This is a genomic window from Ravibacter arvi, from assembly GCF_039540405.1.
GTDB lineage: Bacteria > Bacteroidota > Bacteroidia > Cytophagales > Spirosomataceae > Ravibacter > Ravibacter arvi.
In genome coordinates this window covers 245745-264751 of the sequence record NZ_BAABEY010000025.1, presented here as the reverse complement: position 1 = coordinate 264751, position 19007 = coordinate 245745, and the positions used below count along the sequence as shown (strand labels likewise).

The 19007-nt window shown below is 50.4% G+C and carries 17 protein-coding genes; 10 read left to right on the top strand and 7 right to left on the bottom strand.

Going from position 1 to position 19007, the window contains the following annotated elements; translation table 11 throughout:
• The first annotated feature begins 1 nt into the window (after position 1).
• The gene (locus ABD852_RS14340; protein ID WP_345030043.1) at positions 2 to 685 is read left to right on the top strand and encodes a type 1 glutamine amidotransferase domain-containing protein; all 684 of its coding nucleotides are present in this window, start codon (positions 2 to 4) and stop codon (positions 683 to 685) included.
• Positions 686 to 689: 4 nt separating this feature from the next.
• Here the strand turns inward: ABD852_RS14340 and rfbC are convergent, their stop codons facing one another.
• Positions 690 to 1244, bottom strand: a complete 555-nt coding sequence (gene rfbC, locus ABD852_RS14335) for a dTDP-4-dehydrorhamnose 3,5-epimerase (protein WP_345030041.1) — start codon at positions 1242 to 1244, stop codon at positions 690 to 692.
• A 104-nt stretch (positions 1245 to 1348) separates the two neighbouring features.
• Here rfbC and pyrF point away from each other — a divergent pair, with 104 nt between their 5' ends.
• The 3 genes from pyrF to ABD852_RS14320 all read left to right on the top strand — a co-directional run bounded on the left by pyrF (position 1349) and on the right by ABD852_RS14320 (position 3922).
• Positions 1349 to 2173, top strand: coding sequence for an orotidine-5'-phosphate decarboxylase (gene pyrF, locus ABD852_RS14330; RefSeq protein WP_345030039.1), 825 nt, complete (start codon positions 1349 to 1351; stop codon positions 2171 to 2173).
• Positions 2174 to 2219: 46 nt separating this feature from the next.
• A complete protein-coding gene (lysA, locus tag ABD852_RS14325) occupies positions 2220 to 3446 on the top strand; it encodes a diaminopimelate decarboxylase (RefSeq protein WP_345030037.1) in 1227 nt (408 codons plus the stop codon).
• Positions 3447 to 3544: 98 nt separating this feature from the next.
• Positions 3545 to 3922 (top strand): DUF423 domain-containing protein, encoded by a 378-nt coding sequence (locus ABD852_RS14320; protein WP_345030036.1) that lies wholly within the window; start codon positions 3545 to 3547, stop codon positions 3920 to 3922.
• Between the two features lie 76 nt (positions 3923 to 3998).
• Here the strand turns inward: ABD852_RS14320 and dnaN are convergent, their stop codons facing one another.
• Positions 3999 to 5120, bottom strand: coding sequence for a DNA polymerase III subunit beta (gene dnaN / locus ABD852_RS14315; protein ID WP_345030034.1), 1122 nt, complete (start codon positions 5118 to 5120; stop codon positions 3999 to 4001).
• Positions 5121 to 5178: 58 nt separating this feature from the next.
• The gene (gldG, locus tag ABD852_RS14310) at positions 5179 to 6843 is read right to left on the bottom strand and encodes a gliding motility-associated ABC transporter substrate-binding protein GldG (protein WP_345030032.1); all 1665 of its coding nucleotides are present in this window, start codon (positions 6841 to 6843) and stop codon (positions 5179 to 5181) included.
• A gap of 285 nt (positions 6844 to 7128) precedes the next feature.
• Between gldG and ABD852_RS14305 the strand changes: the two genes are divergently transcribed.
• From ABD852_RS14305 to ABD852_RS14280, 6 genes are all read left to right on the top strand, one after another.
• Positions 7129 to 7341, top strand: a complete 213-nt coding sequence (locus ABD852_RS14305; RefSeq protein ID WP_345030030.1) for a hypothetical protein — start codon at positions 7129 to 7131, stop codon at positions 7339 to 7341.
• Between the two features lie 159 nt (positions 7342 to 7500).
• Positions 7501 to 8754 carry a competence/damage-inducible protein A gene (locus tag ABD852_RS14300; protein ID WP_345030028.1) on the top strand — a complete coding sequence of 418 codons (1254 nt, stop codon included), beginning with the start codon at positions 7501 to 7503 and terminating at the stop codon, positions 8752 to 8754.
• A 114-nt stretch (positions 8755 to 8868) separates the two neighbouring features.
• Entirely contained in the window at positions 8869 to 10143 is a 1275-nt protein-coding gene (locus tag ABD852_RS14295; RefSeq protein WP_345030025.1) for a dihydrolipoamide acetyltransferase family protein, read from the top strand.
• Between the two features lie 8 nt (positions 10144 to 10151).
• On the top strand, positions 10152 to 10697 hold the full coding sequence (locus ABD852_RS14290; RefSeq protein ID WP_345030023.1) for a 5' nucleotidase, NT5C type: 546 nt from the start codon (positions 10152 to 10154) through the stop codon (positions 10695 to 10697).
• A 71-nt stretch (positions 10698 to 10768) separates the two neighbouring features.
• Entirely contained in the window at positions 10769 to 11446 is a 678-nt protein-coding gene (locus ABD852_RS14285; protein WP_345030020.1) for a response regulator, read from the top strand.
• Positions 11447 to 11449: 3 nt separating this feature from the next.
• Entirely contained in the window at positions 11450 to 12838 is a 1389-nt protein-coding gene (locus ABD852_RS14280; protein ID WP_345030017.1) for a sensor histidine kinase, read from the top strand.
• Here ABD852_RS14280 and ABD852_RS14275 read toward each other — a convergent pair.
• The 4 genes from ABD852_RS14275 to ABD852_RS14260 all read right to left on the bottom strand — a co-directional run bounded on the left by ABD852_RS14275 (position 12835) and on the right by ABD852_RS14260 (position 18995).
• Complete coding sequence (locus tag ABD852_RS14275; RefSeq protein WP_345030014.1) at positions 12835 to 14568, bottom strand: STN and carboxypeptidase regulatory-like domain-containing protein; 1734 nt, start codon at positions 14566 to 14568, stop codon at positions 12835 to 12837. The genes ABD852_RS14280 and ABD852_RS14275 overlap by 4 nt on opposite strands.
• A gap of 11 nt (positions 14569 to 14579) precedes the next feature.
• Entirely contained in the window at positions 14580 to 15551 is a 972-nt protein-coding gene (locus ABD852_RS14270) for a FecR family protein (protein WP_345030011.1), read from the bottom strand.
• Positions 15552 to 15554: 3 nt separating this feature from the next.
• Positions 15555 to 16118, bottom strand: a complete 564-nt coding sequence (locus ABD852_RS14265) for an RNA polymerase sigma-70 factor (protein WP_345030008.1) — start codon at positions 16116 to 16118, stop codon at positions 15555 to 15557.
• Between the two features lie 195 nt (positions 16119 to 16313).
• Positions 16314 to 18995, bottom strand: a complete 2682-nt coding sequence (locus tag ABD852_RS14260; RefSeq protein ID WP_345030005.1) for a PQQ-dependent sugar dehydrogenase — start codon at positions 18993 to 18995, stop codon at positions 16314 to 16316.
• Between the last annotated feature and the right edge of the window lie 12 nt (positions 18996 to 19007).

Below are 19007 nucleotides of genomic sequence, written 5' to 3'. Positions count from 1 at the left end.
TATGCGTGCGCTTGTCGTTTGTACCGGAGTTGAGGTTTTTCCCGGAAAGGGCACCCGCACAGGAATCTGGCTGGGAGAACTCATTCACTTTTTCGATGTACTGACAGAGAAGCGAATCCCGGTTGATATAACAAAACCGGGCGGCGGCGTAGTGCCGGTAGACCCCAAGAGCCAGGACTCCAAAGATGAAATAGTGAAGCGCTATATTGGCAATGAGGCATTCATGGACGCGCTTAACCGGGTACCTGCGCTCGAGTCAATTGATCCGGAGCCATACGGTGTTGTGTACCTGGTTGGCGGTCATGGCGCTATCTGGGACCTGCCCGGGAATGAACCGTTACAAAAATTCATCGAGGCAGTCTACCAGGCGAACGGAACGATTACCGCAGTCGGGCACGGAGTCGCCGGGCTGCTGAACGTCAGGAACGCTGATGGCTCGTGGTTTGTAAAAGACCGCTACCTGACCGGGTTTTCCAATATGGAGGAGAAGCTGGTCAGTTTCGTCAGTGAGGAAGTGCCTTTTTATGTAGAAGACAAGCTCATTGAAAAGGGCGCGCACTTCACGAAAACCGTGATACCTTTTACCGAGCACATTGAAATGGATGAAAGGCTTATCACAGGACAAAATCCCAATTCAGCTCGCAAGGTGGCTCAGAAGCTCATCGAAGAACTCTGGGAAAAATAGAGTGCTACCGCTGTGAGTGAAGCTCGAAATACTCGCGGAAAGTAGGCAGAACCTGGTCTTTTTCAGACACAATCGGGTTGGAAATTCCCCAATTGATGCCGAGTGCTTCGTCGTTCCACCGGATTCCTCTTTCTGATGCCTTATCGTACACATTGGTGCACTTATATGAAAAAATGCTGTCTTCCAGTGCAAGGAAGCCGTGCGCAAAACCTCCGGGGATGTATGCCATGTTGTGTCGTACGCCATCAAGCTCGAAGAGTTCGTATTGCCCGAAAGTAGGCGACTCCCGCCTGATGTCCACGGCGACGTCCAATACCCGGCCCTGAATAACCCTTACCAGTTTGCCCTGTTCAAATGGTGCCACCTGAAAATGCAGGCCGCGCAGTACGCCTTTGTGGGAGAAAGATTGATTGTCCTGAACAAAGTTGGTAGGAAGCCCGTGCCGTTCAAATGAATTTATGTTGTAGGATTCAAAGAAAAGCCCTCTCTCATCTTCGAAATACCTGGGAAATATTTCCACTAAACCGTCTATTGACGTCTTCCGGATTTCTACCTGCATAGTCTACCTCGTTGAAACAATGTGCTTGCGAATCGTTTATTCAACCGCAAATTTATGAATCTATTGAAAGTGGTTGTAATTTCACCGGTATATTTAATCATCAAATGGATAAACAGGCGCTTTACGAGCATATTATTGCGAAACGATCTTATTTATGCGTTGGGTTGGATAGCGACATCACGCTGATACCGGACTTTCTCAGGAGCGGTAAAGATCCGGTTTTTGAATTCAACCGGCAAATAATTGATGCTACAGCCGACTTTTGTGTCGCCTACAAGCCGAATATCGCATTCTACGAGGCGATGGGCGGAAAGGGATGGGAGACACTCCAAAAAACGCTCGAATATATTCCCAAATCGCATTTTACGATTGCGGATGCGAAACGGGGCGATATCGGGAATACCTCCGGGTTGTATGCCCGCGCTTTCTTCGATAAATCGGCCTCAGGACTGGATTTCGATGCGGTGACCGTAGCGCCCTATATGGGATATGACTCAGTAAGCCCTTTTCTCCGGTACCGTGATAAATGGACCATTCTACTGGCACTTACTTCTAATCCCGGGAGTGCGGATTTTCAGCGCCTCGAGACCAGTACGGGTAAAATCTATGAAACCGTGTTGAAAACCTCGCAGGAGTGGGAGGGAGCGGAGCGGTTGATGTACGTGGTAGGCGCGACACAGGCTGCTGATCTCGCCGAAATCAGGAGGATAATACCGGAGCATTTTCTGCTCGTACCGGGTGTCGGTGCGCAGGGAGGGAGCCTCGAGGAAGTATCCCGGCACGGTATGAACCGCTCGGTAGGATTACTTGTAAATTCATCACGGGGAATTATCTACGCCGGGAATGGGAGCGATTTTGCGGAACAGGCGAAAGCGGAGGCGAAGAAAATACAGGAAGAAATGGCCTTATACCTCGACAAGTTTCTTTGATTGAGCAACCCAACGATAACAGCTACAAAAAGAGTAAAAATATTTTATGTCCAATTTTGACAACAATCCGGTAGTTCAGGGGATTGATTTGATTGCATTAGCCGCGCAGTTTGGCACGCCACTTTATGTATATGACGGGTCGGTGATACGGCGCCAGGTTCAAACGCTTCGCGACGTTTTTTCAGGTACGGACTTAAGGATAAAATTTGCCTGCAAGGCGAACACCAACCTGGCGATCTTGCGTCTGATGCGGGAGTTGGGCGTAGGTTTGGATGTGGTATCGTTACAGGAGTTCAAGCTGGCTGAAATGGCCGGTTTTACGGCTGGGGAAGTAACCTACACGCCCAGTGGCGCCGATTTCGCTGAAATTGCAGAAGCAATTGAAGCCGGGCTGACCCTTAATGCCGACAGTATTCCGCTGCTTCGCTGGTTTGGAGAGCGTTTTGGCAGCAGCAAACCCTGTATGATCCGCCTGAAGCCTAATGTGGCGGCAGGAGGGAACGCAAAGATTATGACGGCTCATGCCGAATCAAAATTTGGTATTTCCGTGCTGCTGATGGATGAAATACTGGAAGTTGTCAGGCAATACGACATTAAAATCACGGGGCTTCACCAGCATACCGGCTCCGATATCAAAGATGCCGAGCCCTTTCTCCAGGTGGCGGAAGTGGTATTTAATGCGGCTGCCAATTTTCCTGATCTGGAGGTAATTGACCTTGGCGGAGGTTTTAAGGTGAGCTATCGTCCTGATGACGCTGTAACCGATATGCAGTTACTGGGGCGGAAGATTTCGGATCGTTTTAATGAGTTTTGCCAGTCCTACGGGCGCAAGCTTAACCTTTGGGTAGAGCCCGGTAAGTTTTTGGTAAGCGAATGCGGGACTTTACTGGTAAAGACTACGGTTGTAAAAGAAGATCCCGCTAAAACGTTCGCCCATGTAGACTCCGGTCTTAACCACCTGATCAGGCCTATGATGTATGGTTCGTACCACCACATCCTGAATTTGTCGAACCCGGCCGGAGACCTGAAATTGTACAATGTTGTGGGGTACATTTGTGAGACCGATAATTTCGCTGAAGACCGGATGCTGAATGAAATTAGGCCCGGCGACGTTCTTGCATTCAAAAATGCAGGTGCTTATGGGTTTTCCATGAGCTCTAACTATAATTCACGTTTTCGACCAGCAGAGGTCCTGATTGACGGAGGAGTTGCCCGCCTGGTCCGGAGAAGGGAAACCCTCGAAGACCTGGTCGCCACCCAAACGGGTTTTTAAGCGGTGAGGTTTGAGTGGTGAGCCATGAAAGCTCACACCTCACACCTCACACCTCAAACCTCAAACCTCACCACTCACACCTCAAACCTTTCATACCCATGAAATTCTTTCTTCAGGCCGGCGCTTTGTTCGGCGCATTAGCAGTGGTACTGGGCGCTTTTGGCGCACACGCTTTGAAAGCTTCTTTGTCTGCGGCCAATCGTCTCGAAACTTTTGAAACGGCGGTCAGGTACCAGTTTTATCATGCACTGGCGCTTGTCCTGGTGGGCATTCTTATGAAATTCGTCGGTGGTGATACAAAATTGTTAACCTGGTCCGGTTATTCCTTTATTGGAGGGATACTGATTTTTTCCGGGTCGTTGTATGCGATTTGCTTCACAGGTATTACCAAATTCGGCGCTACGGCCCCGATCGGAGGCTTGCTGATGATCCTGGGCTGGGTATTGATTTTTGTTGCGGCGGGCAGACTGTCTTAATTTGTCCTGAAACGGTAAAGGGCCGGCCTGTGGTTTTCACAGCCGGCCCTTTACCGTTTCTTTCATACCCTACGGTTCAATAAGTATTCAGCATCACGGGCATGACCAGCATCAGGAAATCCTCATGCTCATCCTGCTCAACCGGAATAATCAAACCTGCACGGTTGGGTTGTGATAATTCAAATGTTATTGTATTGCAGCTGAGATTGCTCAACATTTCGATGAGAAACTTGGCGTTAAACCCAATCTCCAGGTCGTCACCATTGAACTCACACGCGAGCTGCTCGTTGGCTTCGTTGGCATACTCCAAATCTTCCGCCGAGATGACGAGGTTATTAAGCGTCATTTTCAGGCGTACCTGGTAAGTAGAGCGATTGGAGTAAATTGAGATCCGTCGCAATGAATTGAGAATCTCATGGCGGCTGATGGTAAGCGTATTGGGATTATTGGTCGGAATGGCGTTCTCAAAATCAGGGAAGCGTTCGTCAACCAGTCGGCAAATCATTTGAATATTGCCGAAATTGAAAAATGCGTTTGATGTGGTGAATTCCGCGTGAATAGGGCTGTCATCGGCAGGCAAACTGGCTTTAAGCAGGTTTAGCGCCTTACGCTGGATAATCATCGAGGTGTCTGTGTCAGACTTGATGTCGGTCCGGCGGTAGCGCACGAGCCGGTGCCCGTCTGTTGCCACAAACGTTGTGTTCTCGGTACCTATCTGGAGGAAAACGCCGCCCATCGCCGGTCTCAGATCATCGGTGCTGGTGGCGAATATGGTATTCGAAATGGCGGTGCCCAGTGCTGCTGAAGAAATTTCTATGGTTTGACCCCGTGAAATAGCCGGAGTTTTCGGGAAGTCTATCGGATTTTCCCCGGAGAGCTTGTACCTTCCGTTTTCCGAAACAATTTCTGTTCCGAAGGTCTCACGATCAATCTTCAGGGTAACTGGCTGCTCTGGCAATCCTCTCAACGTATCCAGTAACAGTTTGGCAGGGATTGCGATCGCTCCCTTGTCTTCTGATTCTACCTTTATTTCCGTTGTCATAACGGTTTGCAGGTCCGAAGCGGTGACAGTGAGCTTATTTCCATCGACGTTCAGAAGGAAATTCTCCAGAATGGGCACGATGGGATTCGTCGAAACCACCCCGTTAATCATTGACAACTGCTTGAGGAGTGTTGATGACGAAACAACAAACTTCATGTGTTTTTTGCTAATCGGTTAATTGAATTTGCCAAAAATAGGAAAAAATGCGCTTACTCTAAGACGTCCTGGTGCGAAATTTTCTTTTTGAAAGAAAGCTGATCAGGCCGCAGGCAATACAAATTGCCATCGGGGGGAAAATAACGTTGAACGCCATCCACCGCGGCCTTTCGGCCGCAATTTTTATTTTATCGAGGAGCCTGACGTCAATGTTCTTATTCCGGGCGAGGATAACACCTTCCGAATCGGTGAGGTAATTTGCTGCCAGCAGAACGAAGTCGCGGTTGCCCAGCACATCACGCGTTACTTTGTCGTAACCGAGGGGAAGCGGGACGCCGCGTTCGTAGTCGATGTCATTCACCACGAGGTCGCCGTCCGAGCAGATAATAACTTTTCCACCTTTTCCTGAAGCAACGAAGGACGAATGCCGCGGATCGGAAGGCAGTATCCGGTTGCTGTAAAGTGACTGAAAATCTCCTTCTATCAGAACGCCTGCCAGTTTTACTCCCTGGGCATATTCCTGGGGTTGAGGTTGTTGCCTCGCTTCGTTGTAGGAGAGTAAAAGTGGGGTGCGGAGTAGCCGGGTATAGGGAGAGGTGTACAGAAGCGGATGTCTTCGGAGTCCTCCCGGCGTATTGATGGTATCAATCGAACTGATATAACGGGTATAAAGCGGCGCTGAATTACGGGTGATGGGGTGATTTGAGAAATTGGATAAAACCGGGAAGTATCGCCATGGTACAGGTTGGATTTGCGGTTTATCGCCAATGTTGCCTACGTTAAGCGGGATCATGGCGGCATTCATGTCTTTCACCAGGTCATTGTTGACGCGAACCCCCCATTTGAAAAATAAGTCGCCCAGGTTAAGATCGAGCGGTTGCGCGTAGGAACCCTGTAAAGCCACGCTGTCGACCCTGGCTCCGTCCACAAAAAATATAATTTTACCGCCGCCCACCACATATTGGTCCAGGCTGTATTTTTCCTCCTCCGAGAATGCAGAGTCGGGTTTCATGACCATGAGTGCGTCGAGGCCCTGATAGGAACCGGGCTTGTTGACGTCCAGGTAAACGTCGTAGTAAAGCTGGAGATTGGCGATAATGTCTGCAAACCGCCCCGGGGGAAGATGGCTGTGGCTTACTACAAGACCAATTTTTTTGCGTTCCGGCCGGACGATATCGCGGATCGCCGCCGCCAGCTGGAATTCGACGTTTTCATACGACTGGTTAAGCTGTTCTTCCGAAGTTTTGCTGCGGTTGCTTTTTAACAGCTGGACTGGTATGGTCAAGGAGTCACCCTGTACGGTCGCTGCAGGGAAAATCAGCTTTTCCGAACGTTTCCCGCCTTCATTCATAAAGAGATTGGTGGGGGAAATGCCCATTTCAATCAGCTTTTTGTAGTTTTCCTGCCGTGCTTCTTCAGTAGCGGCCCTGGACGGATCTATGAATTGAAAGAAAACCTTTCCGCGCGATGCTGACCTGAATTCTTCCAGCGTTTCGCGGGTGGCACTTTCCAGGCGCTCAAATGCCGACGGGAACTCGCCCGAAAGGTACACATTGACATTGATGTCCCGGTCAAGGTTTTTAAGCAATGACTGGGTGGCAGGCAAAAGCGTGTAGCGTTTGTCCGAGGTCAGGTCCAGTCGGAAATAGAAGAATGACGCAGCAAGATTAACGAGGGCAACGAGGGCGATTGCCGCCAATACCCGTAACAGGTTACTTTTCATTTAAGAATGGTAGAGACCGGCACCGAAATTAGTGATTTTTACGCGAACGCTTCGGACCGCCCGCAAAATTGTGGGAGATGTCGTGCGCATGCCGTGAAGCGCCGCTGCCTTTATTTCTTAAGGGTAACGGAAAAAAGCGATTCAGAATATTTTTACATTTGAGAAAAATGATGCTGTCTGAAACGGCTCGGAGCGGAATGACGGATGACATTCATCCCGACGGGAGCGCAGCGGCGGCAGTCATTCTGAGAAAGAAGTTTTTTGCGAAAACACCTTGTAGCGGAGATGACAAATAGATGTTGTCAATGGAAGTCAATGGTAGCCGGAGGCTACCACCCGGAGGTCCTCCTGAGCGCAGCGCGGCGGAGTCGAAGGATCTCCTGTTGTTATAAAAAGTCCTCTGAAAGGGATTGGGTACTGGAAGCGGGAGATCCCTCCACTGCGGTCGGGATGACCCTCCGGTTGGTGCGGCTCCAAACCTGTTTTTGTCAATGGTAGCGCAGCGGAATGGAGAGATCTCACTGATCGGGCAGATCATATGGGGAGATTCCTCGGCTTCACTGCGTTCTGCTCGGAAAGACGCTGCACCGCTGCGTTGCGCTCTGAATGACGGGGCGAATAGGCCTTTTCAGATACTTTACGAACAAACTCTTATCAATGAGCACAACTGTATCAGCCGAAATTATTACCATCGGCGATGAAATTTTATTTGGCCATATACTGGACACCAACACACAGTGGATAGGTCTTGAATTAACTGATATCGGCATTTTACCGGCCAAGAAAACATCGGTCGGAGACCGTTATGACGAAATCCTCGAAGCGTTCCGCCGCGCCTTTGACAGGTATGACGTAGTTATTGTCACCGGCGGGCTCGGGCCTACCAAAGACGATATTACCAAGCAGGTGTTGTGCGATTTTTTTGAAACGGAGCTGGAAATCCACGAAGAGGCTCTGGAGCATGTAACGGCTTTTTTCAGCAAACGCGGGAGAGAGATGATTGAGTCGAACCGTTTGCAGGCGGCATTGCCCAAAAAGTGTAAGTACCTTGTCAACCATTGGGGAACAGCTCCGGGGATGTGGTTTGAAAAAGACGGGAAGGTGCTGGTTTCCCTGCCCGGAGTTCCCTACGAAATGAAGGAACTCATGAAACATTCGGTACTTCCTGCGCTTGAAGCCCATTTTTCGCTGCCGGTTATTGTCCATCACACGATCCGTACCATTGGCATTGGGGAGTCGTTTCTGGCCGAGAAAATTGCCGATTGGGAAAATGCCTTACCGAAACATGTTAAGCTGGCTTATCTGCCCTCATTCAGCGGAGTAAAGCTCAGGCTGACCGGGTACGGCAGCGACCGCGTGGCGTTGACGGAAGAGCTGCTGAAGTACGGTGAAGGGCTCAATATGCTCGCCGGGATCTATATTTATGCGCAGAATGAACTGGAAATAGAGGAAAAGGTAGGGCAATTGCTTGCCGAAAAAGGCGCTACCCTGGCAACTGCCGAGAGTTGTACCGGTGGTTACATTGCGCACCGGATTACGGGTATTCCTGGCTCCTCAACTTATTTTCTGGGGGGTGTGGTAAGTTATGCCAACGAAGTGAAAGAGGCTGTGCTGGACGTCCCTTCGGAATATCTGAAAACCTATGGGGCGGTGAGCGAGCAGGTCGCTGAGGCCATGGCCGAAGGGGTTCGAACCCGCCTGGGAGCCACTTTTGCCATATCGACCACCGGGATCGCCGGCCCGGGCGGAGGAACTGAAGAAAAGCCTGTAGGCACAATCTGGATTGCCTGCGCAGGCCCGCAGGGGACCGTGAGCCGCAAACTTCAACTCGGTACGCTTCGCGATGTCAATATACAGCTTACCGCAATGCATGTTCTGAACATGCTCAGGCAGTCTTTGGAACTTGATTAGATTTCTTCGTCGGAGTTACCGGGCCCGCTAGCGGGTAAAGACAGCGGTTCTCGCCGTGAATCCGGCAAAATGGGCGGATATGTATTACTTTTGTAGGAATAACAACCAATTTGGATGAAGATAGTTGAAATGGTCATGCCCCAAATGGGCGAAAGTATACTTGAATGTACGGTACTGTCGGTGTTGAAAAACGTGGGCGATCACGTGGAGGCGGATGAATCGGTGATGGAAGTAGCAACCGACAAGGTAGACACCGAGGTACCTTCAAGCTTTACCGGAATTCTTAAGGAGTGGCTGGTCAGGGTGGATGATGTCGTGGCGATCGGCAGCCCCATTGCAAAAATTGAAGTGAGCGAGGAGGCTTTGGATGATACCGATATTGATGTAGATCCGGAAACGGTAGCAGCGCAGCTGGAGGGAGAAATGTCGGTGATTGCCGGGAATGTGACAGCTCCTGTACCGGTTGCGGCTACCAGGGAAGGCGGGGAATCGCAGCATAACAATGGCTTCTTTTCACCGCTTGTGCTTAACATAGCGGAGAAAGAAGGGGTTTCCCGGGCCGAACTGGCGGCGATAAAAGGTACCGGCGCGGAGCGCCGTGTGACCAAAGACGATATGCTCGCCTTCCTGAAAACGAGAATTAAGGGAGCGAAAGTACCCGTTGCTTTTGTATCGGGCGAGGTTGAAATTATAGAAATGGACCGTATGCGCAAGATGATTGCGCAAAGGATGCTGGAGTCGAAGCAGATCAGCCCCCATGTAACCGCTTTTGCCGAGACCGATATGACGGCGGTGGTCCATTGGCGGGACAGAATCAAGCACCAGTTTTTAGCAAAAACCGGAGAGGGCATCACTTTTACTTCGGTTTTGGTGGCTGCCACGGTAGATGCCATCAGGAAATTTCCGCTGATCAACGTATCGGTAGAAGGCGATAAAATCCTGGTAAAAAAGGATATCAATATCGGGATAGCCGTAGCCCTGCAAACGGGCAACCTGATTGTCCCGGTAATTCACAGGGCCGATCAATACGACCTGGAAGGGCTTACGCTGAAGGTAAACGACCTGGTAAAGCGCGCCCGGCACAATAAGCTGACTGCCGGTGACGTGGCAAACGGCACGTACACAATTTCAAATATCGGTACTTTCGGAAACCTGATGGGAACGCCGATTATCATGCAGCCCCAGGTGGGAATTCTGGCTTTCGGAGCTATTCAGAAAAAGCCCGCTGTCGTAGAAACACCGGGCGGTGACACCATCGGTATCCGTCAGAAAATGTTTATCTCCCACTCTTTCGATCACCGGGTGGTAGATGGCTCCCTTGGCGGAATGTTCCTGAAACAAGTCGCTGATAACCTGGAGAACTTTGATACCAGTATTACTTTTGATTAGGTTTTCAAATGCTCAGAATTGCTTTAGATATGGACGACGTACTGGCAGATACCCATGGGAAGCTGGTGCAGATCATCCTGGAAGACTTCGAGACTTCCCTGACGGAAAAAGAATTGAATAACGCTTCGCTAAAAAGTCTCCTGCATCCCCGTCAGTACAGAAAAATAACCGAAATTCTGAATGCGCCGGGTTTTTTCAGAGACATTCCGGTGATGGACGACGCAGTAGACGTGGTACGCGAATTGTCTAAATACTACGAAATTTTTGTAGCCAGCGCGGCCATGGAATTCCGGAACTCGCTTATTGACAAGTTTGACTGGCTGGATGAACATTTTCCCTTTATTCATTGGAAAAACCGGGTATTGTGCGGTGACAAGAGCATTATCAAAGCGGACTACCTGATTGACGACCACGCTTTTAACCTGATTGCTTTCTCCGGGAAGGGGATCCTGTTCAATGCCGCCGGAAATTTGGATGAAAAGGGTTTTGATCGTGTAATGAACTGGCAGGAAGTGGCAGAAAAATTCCTGGGGAACGCCAAACGTACTTTCTGATGTTACCCTAGCAAAGGCCGCTTTTAACTGCGCGGCCAGAGGAAGGTGCTATCAGGTTAAATGCCCCGTGAATGAGACTTTTATTAATTGAAGACGAGCCAAAAACGGTTCAGTCCCTGCGGCAGGGACTCGAAGAAAACGGCTATGAAGTGGATATTGCTTACGACGGGCTGATTGGCCTCCAGCTGGCAAAAAGAGGAGTATACGGATTGATTATCAGTGATATTATCATGCCGGGGCTCAACGGATTGGAACTATGCCGGGAGTTCAGAAAGACCGATCAGCAAACGCCGATTCTGATGCTTTCGGCCCTGGGAACCACTGACGACAAGGTGACGGGCTTGGACGTGGGCGCGGATGACTACCTGGTGAAACCATTTGAGTTCAAAGAGCTGCTGGCCCGGGTGCGTGCCCTTACCAAACGAAGTTCAGGCGTGTCCCAAACCAGCAATTTGCTTCGCTTTGAGGATGTGGAGGTCAATCTCGACGCCAAAACAGTTTTTCGGTCCGGTTTGAAAATCGAGTTGACCGTCAGAGAGTTTAACCTCCTGGTTTACCTGATCCGTAACCAGGGCAGGGTAGTTTCCAAAGCCGAAATTGCCGAGCGAGTATGGGATATGAATTTTGATTCCGGTACTAATGTAATTGAGGTGTACGTCAATTATTTGCGAAAGAAGATAGACCGTGACTTCCCGGTTAAACTTATCCATACCCAGTTCGGGATGGGCTACGTGCTTAAAACCGAATAACGGATGCAGATCAGGACGCGGCTTACCCTACAATTTACACTTCTTGTCAGTGGTATCCTGCTGATCTCCTTCCTGGCGATCTATTACTTTTCCTATATCAACACCAAAGAGGATTTCTATGACCGGCTTCGCTCAAAGGCGGAAGGAACGGCGTCTTTGCTTTTGAAAGTCAAAGAAATCGATAATGAGTTGCTGAAGATCATTGACGGCACCAACCGTGACCAGATTTTCCACGACAACATGATCATTTTTGATGAGGAAAACCGGGTGATATATTCCAATATTACGCCGCCGGCCCAACCCGCTATTTCGATCTCCAATTATTGGCTGGACGAGATACGCCGGGACGGCGAAATACGCTACAGCGACGGCGAATATGAAGTGGTAGGTCTGTACTACCGGTACCCTTATAACCGGGCGGTAGTGCTGTTTGCAGGCCAGGATTTGTATGGAAAAGCCAACCTGGCCAACCTGCGTACCGTGTTGCTGATTATTTTCCTGGTGGTAACCGCCGTGGTAGCACTTGCCGGCTGGTTTTTTGCGCAGCGTGCGTTGGCTCCCATAACCCGCGTGATGAACGAGCTGGAAGGGATTCTCCCGCAAAACCTGGGCGTAAGGTTGCGGGCGTCGGGTAATAAAGATGAGATCGGAAGGCTTACTTCTACTTTCAATCAATTGCTTGACCGGATAGAAAACGCCTTCCAGGTGCAGAAGACGTTTGTTGCCAACGTATCGCACGAGCTAAAGAACCCGCTCACCAAAATTAATTCTCAGTTGGAGGTGGTTTTGCTTAAAGACAGGGAGCCTGATGTGTACCGTCACACCGTTTCGTCGGTACTGGAAGATATCCGGGACCTGTCCCAATTGTCGGATTCGCTTCTGGAGCTGGCCAAAGTGAGTGATGACCGCCGGGATTTGTTGACCGAAAGAGTCCGGATAGACGAGCTGCTGCTCGACCTGAGGACCAAGATGCTGAACATACAGAAAACCTACACGGTTGAGCTCGACCTGGGAGAACTGCCGGAAGATGACAGTTGGCTGGAGGTCCAGGGCAACAGCGGCCTTCTGAAAACCGCGTTTCTCAACCTGATGGACAACGGGTGTAAATTTTCTCCGGACCATAAGGTGGAGGTGCGCCTGAAGACCGAAGACTCCGCTATCAGGGTCGAGGTCTCGGATCACGGGGAGGGAATACCGGAAAGCGACCGGGCGCAGATTTTTCACCCGTTTTTCAGAAGCAATAAAACTGCGGGGGTGAAAGGCTATGGTATCGGTTTATCTTTAACCGAACGGATTGTCAGGTTGCATGGCGGAACGATCAGGCTGGATACCGGCCGTGAGGGGACGACATTCACCGTGACTTTCAAGCGCAGCGGACCGGCACGACCTTAAATATTTTTCCCGTAATAGATATTGACTCCTGCCGACCAGCCCAGCCAAAGGCGGTTGGTGCCGAACATGCGCAGGTTGGGGTTAAGCCCTGATACCGGTGGCCGGCCTCCCTCGGCGAGCCTGCCCGGCTGGTAAAAATAGGTGAGGGTGGGTCCGGCTACAAGACTGATCCTTTTTGCAATTTTCAAATTCGGCAACAGCTGGAACCTGACCGCGGTAGGGGCATCTTCAAAGCTGTTTATATAGAAATTGTGAAGCACCACCTCGCTTTGTAGCTTCCAACGCGCGGAGACCGGGATGGTGTGTCCCAGCCCAAGGCCGTAGGTATACAGTTTGTCGGACGGATCGGGGCGAATGCCGAATGTAAGAATGGTATACAAATGCGAAGAGCCTGTTTTCCAGGCCAGGTTGAAAGGAGCAAGATCCGAGTAATGCGGCGAAAGGTGGGACGGGCTGTTTTTGATGAAGTTAAAAATTCCGAAGCTTAATCCATGTGTAGTGTCGGCGATATTGACTACCCCGAACTGAAGCCCCCGCAGTGTACCGGCCTTGTTCACCACGCCGAGCTGTACCCCGTTAAAATTTCCCTTGGTATGATTGATGAGTCCGCTGACCTGGACTCCCCGTGCGTTTTGCCGGTTGGAGTTGAGTAGCCCCGCGACCTGGACACCCGATACGCTTTCACGGCTGCGGTTGATAACTCCCGAGAGCTGTACGCCCCGGACCACGCCGCGGTTGACGTTGGACCAGCCGGCAATCTGAACTCCGGATAGGGAATCGATCAGGTTGTTGTGGACGCCCGCTATTTGAACGCCCTTTGCTTTCCCGTTGACCACGTTGAACAGTCCCGCTATCTGGACATACTTCACATCGCGGTTGTTGATGTTAAAGCCGCCCGCAATCTCGACGCCGTTTACGCCTGCCGTATAGCCTCCCAGCAGGTTAACGGAGACTTTGTTCACCACCTGCGCACTCATGCGGCCGTGCGTTCCCAATCCGGGGCTCAGGGATAATTGATAAGGGAAGTTGACGAAAAAACGCCCGACGTTGATACTATTGAGCCTTAATTTGGTTGAGACGAACATTCTCGAAAAAAAACGCTGAAATGCGCTGCCGTTGGTTACCACTACTTCGGCCAGTTCGAGCGTTTTTGGCCGTAGATAAACAGCGGGAGGGCTTGTACCGGTAGGGCCGATCTGAAAAGTTGTGTCATGGTACCCGATCCGGCTCACGGTAATCTCGATCGGCAATACTTTTTCACGGATCCGGAGCTTGAAAGCCCCGTCATCGCCGCTCAGCGTGGATACCAGGGTGGTTTTGGAGTATACCGACGCGAAATCAACGGATGTTCCTGATGTTTCTTCCAGAATTCTTCCCTGCGCGACGGCGAATTTTTCTGTATTTTCCCTGGGTTTCAGAATGATGTACTTGCCTTCTTCCCTGTAGTATACATGAGACCCGACCAGGCGGTCAAGCACCTCCCTGACCGGGGTGTCGGATACCGTCAGGCTAACCAGGCTGTCGCCGGGAATATGCCGGCTGTTATATGAAAAGTAAAACCCGCCCAGGGAAGCAATTTTCTGAAGCGCGCCTGAGAGCGGTTCGCGGCTGACCGAGAATGTTACCTGCTTTTGCAGGAATCCCTGGCCCTGGGCACTGCACAGGGAGACCAGGCATACTAAAATGCTCCCCCAAAATTCAGCCAGTGTAGGTCGTAACAATTTTTTCAACCCGGTGCGATTTACCTGATTACAATAATCCCGTTTTTTTCTTCGTCGTGCGTACCCATTGTTTGATTAATAACGTCCAGGTTGTAACGAAGCGGTTTGTTCAGGTCGAATGTCGTATTGATTTTTTCGGCAACGCGGCCAGGGTCAACTTTTATTTCTGTTTCGTAGTAGGCTGCCAGCACATTGATAACCCTGAGCAGGGGCAGGTTGTTCGACACCAGCTTTTTGTCTACATAGTATTGATATAACTCATCTTCTTGCCGGATCTTTTGCCATTCGCCAGAGTTCCCGGGAACCGTAACTGCCTGGCCGGGGAGGAGAATGGCGCGCTTTCCTCCGCCGGTTACCTCAACTTTACCGGTTTTTACGATTACCTCCGTTCCTTCCTTACCCGCTTTGACATTGAAAGATGTTCCCAATACCTTAACTTCTACGTTGCCTACGGTAATAATAAACGGTTTTGCCGTGTCCCTGGCCACCTTGAAAAATGCTTCTCCTTCCAGGGTTACTTTTCTTGTGGTTTCGTTGCTGAAATCGGTCTGAAAGGTCATCCTTGAATGTTTGTTAAGGTATACCTCGGATCCGTCCGAAAGCGTTTCATGCAGGGTCTCGTGCCGGCTGCTCACAACGCGGCCGGTGGTTTCTTTTGCCGGGCCTGAAAGGTAAAAAACGATACCGGCGCCTATCAAAAGCAGGACAGTTGCCGCTATTCTTAATAACGGCCGGAGATTGCGTGTGCGTGTACCGGTTTGCCGCGCAGTTCTTTTTCTGAATTCCTCCCAGGCAGTTTCCTCGTTCAGGCCCTGCTCAGGCAACAGAGAAGCACTTTTGTCCCAGATTTGCCGGAACTGGTTGTAATATTTTTCATTTTCCGGGCTTTGGCTCAGCCAATCCTCCAGAAGAGAAAATTCTGTAGACGAAGCTTCTCCTGCCAGTGTTTTGACCAGAAGCATGTCGATATTTTCGGGGTGATGTGTGGCCATATCTCAGCAGAAAAAGGGAGTAAGCAGTAGCAGGAAAGAAGGCAGGTATTCGGCAAGCTTTACTCTCAGGAGCCTCAAGGCCTTGCCCATCTGGTTTTCGACCGTTTTTACCGGTAAGCTCAGCTCATCCGCAATTTCCTGGTACCGGAGTTCCTCGAAGCGGCTCATCTGAAATATCGTGCGGCACTTTTCCGGAAGCTCGCCAAGCGCCCGCCTGATTTTTTCTTCAAGTTCTCTGGTCTCCAGCTGTTCGCTGGCCGGTTGCTCAAATTGTTCACGTTCCATTGCATAGTTCTGGTAAGCATCCCTGACCTTCAAATGCTTGAGATAATTGAGGCTGTCGTTGTAAACAGACCGGTACAGATAACCCGTGACAGATTCGTTGATGGATACCTGTTCCCTTTTTTCCCAGAGCCTGACAAACATATTCTGGACAATTTCTTCCGCTACCTCACTGTCTTTTACGACAGTGAAGGCATAGCGCACCAGGCCTTTAAAGTTTTTTTTAAAGGTAGATTCAAAAAATTTTTCGTGGTCCTGATCGAGCGCTTCGGGTTCTGGCACCATTAATTCCGTTAGCATTTGCCGGTAAAGATATTCTGCGACTTCGATAATAGGACAACCTTAAACCCGTTTACCCTTTTTTTTTCTAAAAAATATTTAACACTCCCCCTCACCCCTCAAACCTCACCCCTCAAATCTTCTATCAAGCAAAAACAGCCGCCCGGAACTCCGGGCGGCTGTTTTTGCTTGATAGAAGATTTATTTTTCGAAAAGCATCCAGTCAAGATGGAACATATTGTCGTTTGATTCACTGTTTTCAAACGTCAGGTAGATATCCCGAATTCCTTTTTGCGGCTTGACCGGCATAATTATCTCGGTCCAGTCTTTTTTCAGATCCTGCACTTTCCCTTTGGGGATTACGGCTTCGCCGAGTACCGCACCATTTCTGCTTCCGTCACGCATAACGATCTTTCCCCCGGCGCCATGCACCTGTGCCCGGAATTTTACACGTCTGATCCCCTGGAGGTCAATACCGTTGAACCGTACAAATTTGCCGTTTCTCAGGTTGGTGACATAGGAATTGAAACCATTGTTGGCAGTCGCGATAACTACGCCTACATTGCCTTCTTCGTAGTCCTCCAGCTGGATCAGCGGATTCCGCAGGACGAGGTACTTCTGGGTTGTAATGGGCTCAATTCCGTTGGCGCCGCCATCGGTGTAGGAGACATACAAGACGTAAGCTCCCTCATGCTGATCTTTTTTATGCTGATCAAAAGATTTTGAGCCGGTAAGCGGAATGTTTTCGCTACGGTGGCTGAGAGAGAGTATGTAACCTGCAATTTCAGAGGCATCTTCCTTCGACAAGGTAGGATGGGGAGGCATGGGGTAGGTGCCCCAGGTGCCGGCTCCGCCGCTGATAATTTTCGAAGCAAGGAATTCCGGCGCTTCCTTTTTGCCCTGGTAATGTTTGGAAACTTCCTGCAAGGAGGGCCCTATAGACTTCGTGTTCAGCTGGTGACAGGCTTTACAATCGAGGCTGTTATAGAGCTTTTCAGTTTTTGCATACTTAATGTTTCCGCTTCCTGACGACAGCACACTGGCCAGATCTTTTCTGAAATCGAGGTAATGGTAACCGGTGGTGAGTCTGCCCGGGTCAACGGTCTTGTCTTCTTTGTCGCTTACCCTGATTTGGTATCGGACTTTCGCATTGTCCCAATAGAAGCTCGTATTGTCTTCACTCGTGATTTGCACCGCCGGCGGAGTGTTACCCACGCTTACGTTCAGGGTTGCAGTACCGGTACCGCCATTCTGGTCGCTAACAGACAGTACGGCGGTGTATTTGCCGGGCTTTTTGAAAGTGTACCGGGTATTGGGCGTTTTGAATTTTTTGCCGTCGATGGTCCATTCATAAGAGAGCCGGTCGCCCGGGTCAAAGTCTTTTGAGCCTTCCGACGAGAATTCTACGGTTAACGGGGCTGCACCGACTGTTTTACTGGCTTTGGCAACGGCCTGCGGGTTCCGGTTTCCTTCGCTGTATTCAATCCTGATGATACCGGCGTCGGTATTGGGTGCGAACCAGTTGGTGCCGTAAGCAAGCAAATAGATGGCACCGTCATGTGCGATGCGCATATCCATGGGGGCAACTACCTTTAAATTGGGCAGAAATGGCTCCATGCTTACATAATTACCCTGATCGTCCATGGTTACGGCCATGATCCAGCGACGCACCCAGTCGTAGATAAACAGTTTTCCATCGTAATACGCCGGGAGTTTAAACGGCGCGTCGGGGTAAAGGTCCTTGTAATAAACCGGGCCGGCCATAGCGCTGGCGCCACCTTTCCCGACCAACGGCCACCTTTTGGAAGGACCTTTTCCGTACCAGATAAAAGCGGGCTGTGCCGGCGGCAATTCCCTGACCCCGGTATTGTTCGGGGAGTCATTTACCGGGTGAGCCGGGTCTTTTGCAGGGCCTTCCTTTTTGGTTTCGAAATCGTACTTCGGAAACGCTTCATTGGCGCCCAGGAAGTACGGGTAACCGAAAAAGCCCGGTTTCCTGGCCTGGTTAATTTCGTCGTAGCTCAGTTTTCCCTCTTCTGCCTTTATTTCAGTGTCGGGCCCTACATCTCCCCAGTATACATAGCCGGTCTTGGCGTCAACGGAAATCCGGAAGGGGTTGCGGCAGCCCATTACGTAAATTTCGGGCTTTCCTTTGGAGCCGTCTTTCGGGAAAAGGTTCCCGTCCGGAATGCTGTAAGTACCGTCCGGTTCCGGTTTGATCCGGATGATTTTTCCCCGGTAGTCGTTTGAGTTGGCCGAAGACGCCTGGCCATCAGACAGGTGCCTGCCCGGGCGCTCGTCGGTTGGGTTGTGCCCTTCAATTTCTTCCGCGTTGGTATTGTCGCCGATGGAAAGGAAAAGATTGCCCTTTACATCAAAAACAAGGTGACCGGCCGAGTGGCAGCAGTATACCCGTTGTGTCGGTATCTCAATCAACACCTTCCTGGAGCTCATATCGAGCTGTCCGTCGCGGAATTCGTACCGGGCCAGCTCGCTGACGCTACGTTCACCACCTACGGAATAGTACAAATACACCCAGTGGTTTTTGGCATAGTCCGGATCAAGGGCAACGCCCAGGAGGCCGTCTTCAATTCCGCTGAACACATTGAATTGCGCTACCGTGCGCACCTCTTTGGTGGCGGCATCGAACAGCTTTACCGCACCTTTCCTTTCTGCGATCAGAACCGAAAGATCCGGCATCACCGCCATCTGCATGGGTTCGTCAAAACCGGAAGCAAGTGTCGTATAGGTGAACCGTGTACTGTCCGGGATATCGTTCCCGTAATTGGTCAGGGACTTGGCGGGCTGATAAAAAGACCAGGACAACCCGGCCAGCAGCACGACGGCAATGGGAATCAGGCTGATTTTTAATGTATCGGGCACTCGTTTAAACAT

Coding starts and splice junctions, on each gene's coding strand:
- ABD852_RS14280 (WP_345030017.1), top strand. CDS start 11,450: ATGCAGATCAGGACGCGGCTTACCCTACAATTTACACTTCTTGTCAGT.
- ABD852_RS14285 (WP_345030020.1), top strand. CDS start 10,769: ATGAGACTTTTATTAATTGAAGACGAGCCAAAAACGGTTCAGTCCCTG.
- rfbC (WP_345030041.1), bottom strand. CDS start 1,244: ATGCAGGTAGAAATCCGGAAGACGTCAATAGACGGTTTAGTGGAAATA.
- ABD852_RS14340 (WP_345030043.1), top strand. CDS start 2: ATGCGTGCGCTTGTCGTTTGTACCGGAGTTGAGGTTTTTCCCGGAAAG.
- gldG (WP_345030032.1), bottom strand. CDS start 6,843: ATGAAAAGTAACCTGTTACGGGTATTGGCGGCAATCGCCCTCGTTGCC.
- ABD852_RS14320 (WP_345030036.1), top strand. CDS start 3,545: ATGAAATTCTTTCTTCAGGCCGGCGCTTTGTTCGGCGCATTAGCAGTG.
- pyrF (WP_345030039.1), top strand. CDS start 1,349: ATGGATAAACAGGCGCTTTACGAGCATATTATTGCGAAACGATCTTAT.
- lysA (WP_345030037.1), top strand. CDS start 2,220: ATGTCCAATTTTGACAACAATCCGGTAGTTCAGGGGATTGATTTGATT.
- ABD852_RS14305 (WP_345030030.1), top strand. CDS start 7,129: ATGACAAATAGATGTTGTCAATGGAAGTCAATGGTAGCCGGAGGCTAC.
- ABD852_RS14270 (WP_345030011.1), bottom strand. CDS start 15,551: ATGGCCACACATCACCCCGAAAATATCGACATGCTTCTGGTCAAAACA.
- ABD852_RS14265 (WP_345030008.1), bottom strand. CDS start 16,118: ATGGTGCCAGAACCCGAAGCGCTCGATCAGGACCACGAAAAATTTTTT.
- ABD852_RS14295 (WP_345030025.1), top strand. CDS start 8,869: ATGAAGATAGTTGAAATGGTCATGCCCCAAATGGGCGAAAGTATACTT.
- dnaN (WP_345030034.1), bottom strand. CDS start 5,120: ATGAAGTTTGTTGTTTCGTCATCAACACTCCTCAAGCAGTTGTCAATG.
- ABD852_RS14300 (WP_345030028.1), top strand. CDS start 7,501: ATGAGCACAACTGTATCAGCCGAAATTATTACCATCGGCGATGAAATT.
- ABD852_RS14290 (WP_345030023.1), top strand. CDS start 10,152: ATGCTCAGAATTGCTTTAGATATGGACGACGTACTGGCAGATACCCAT.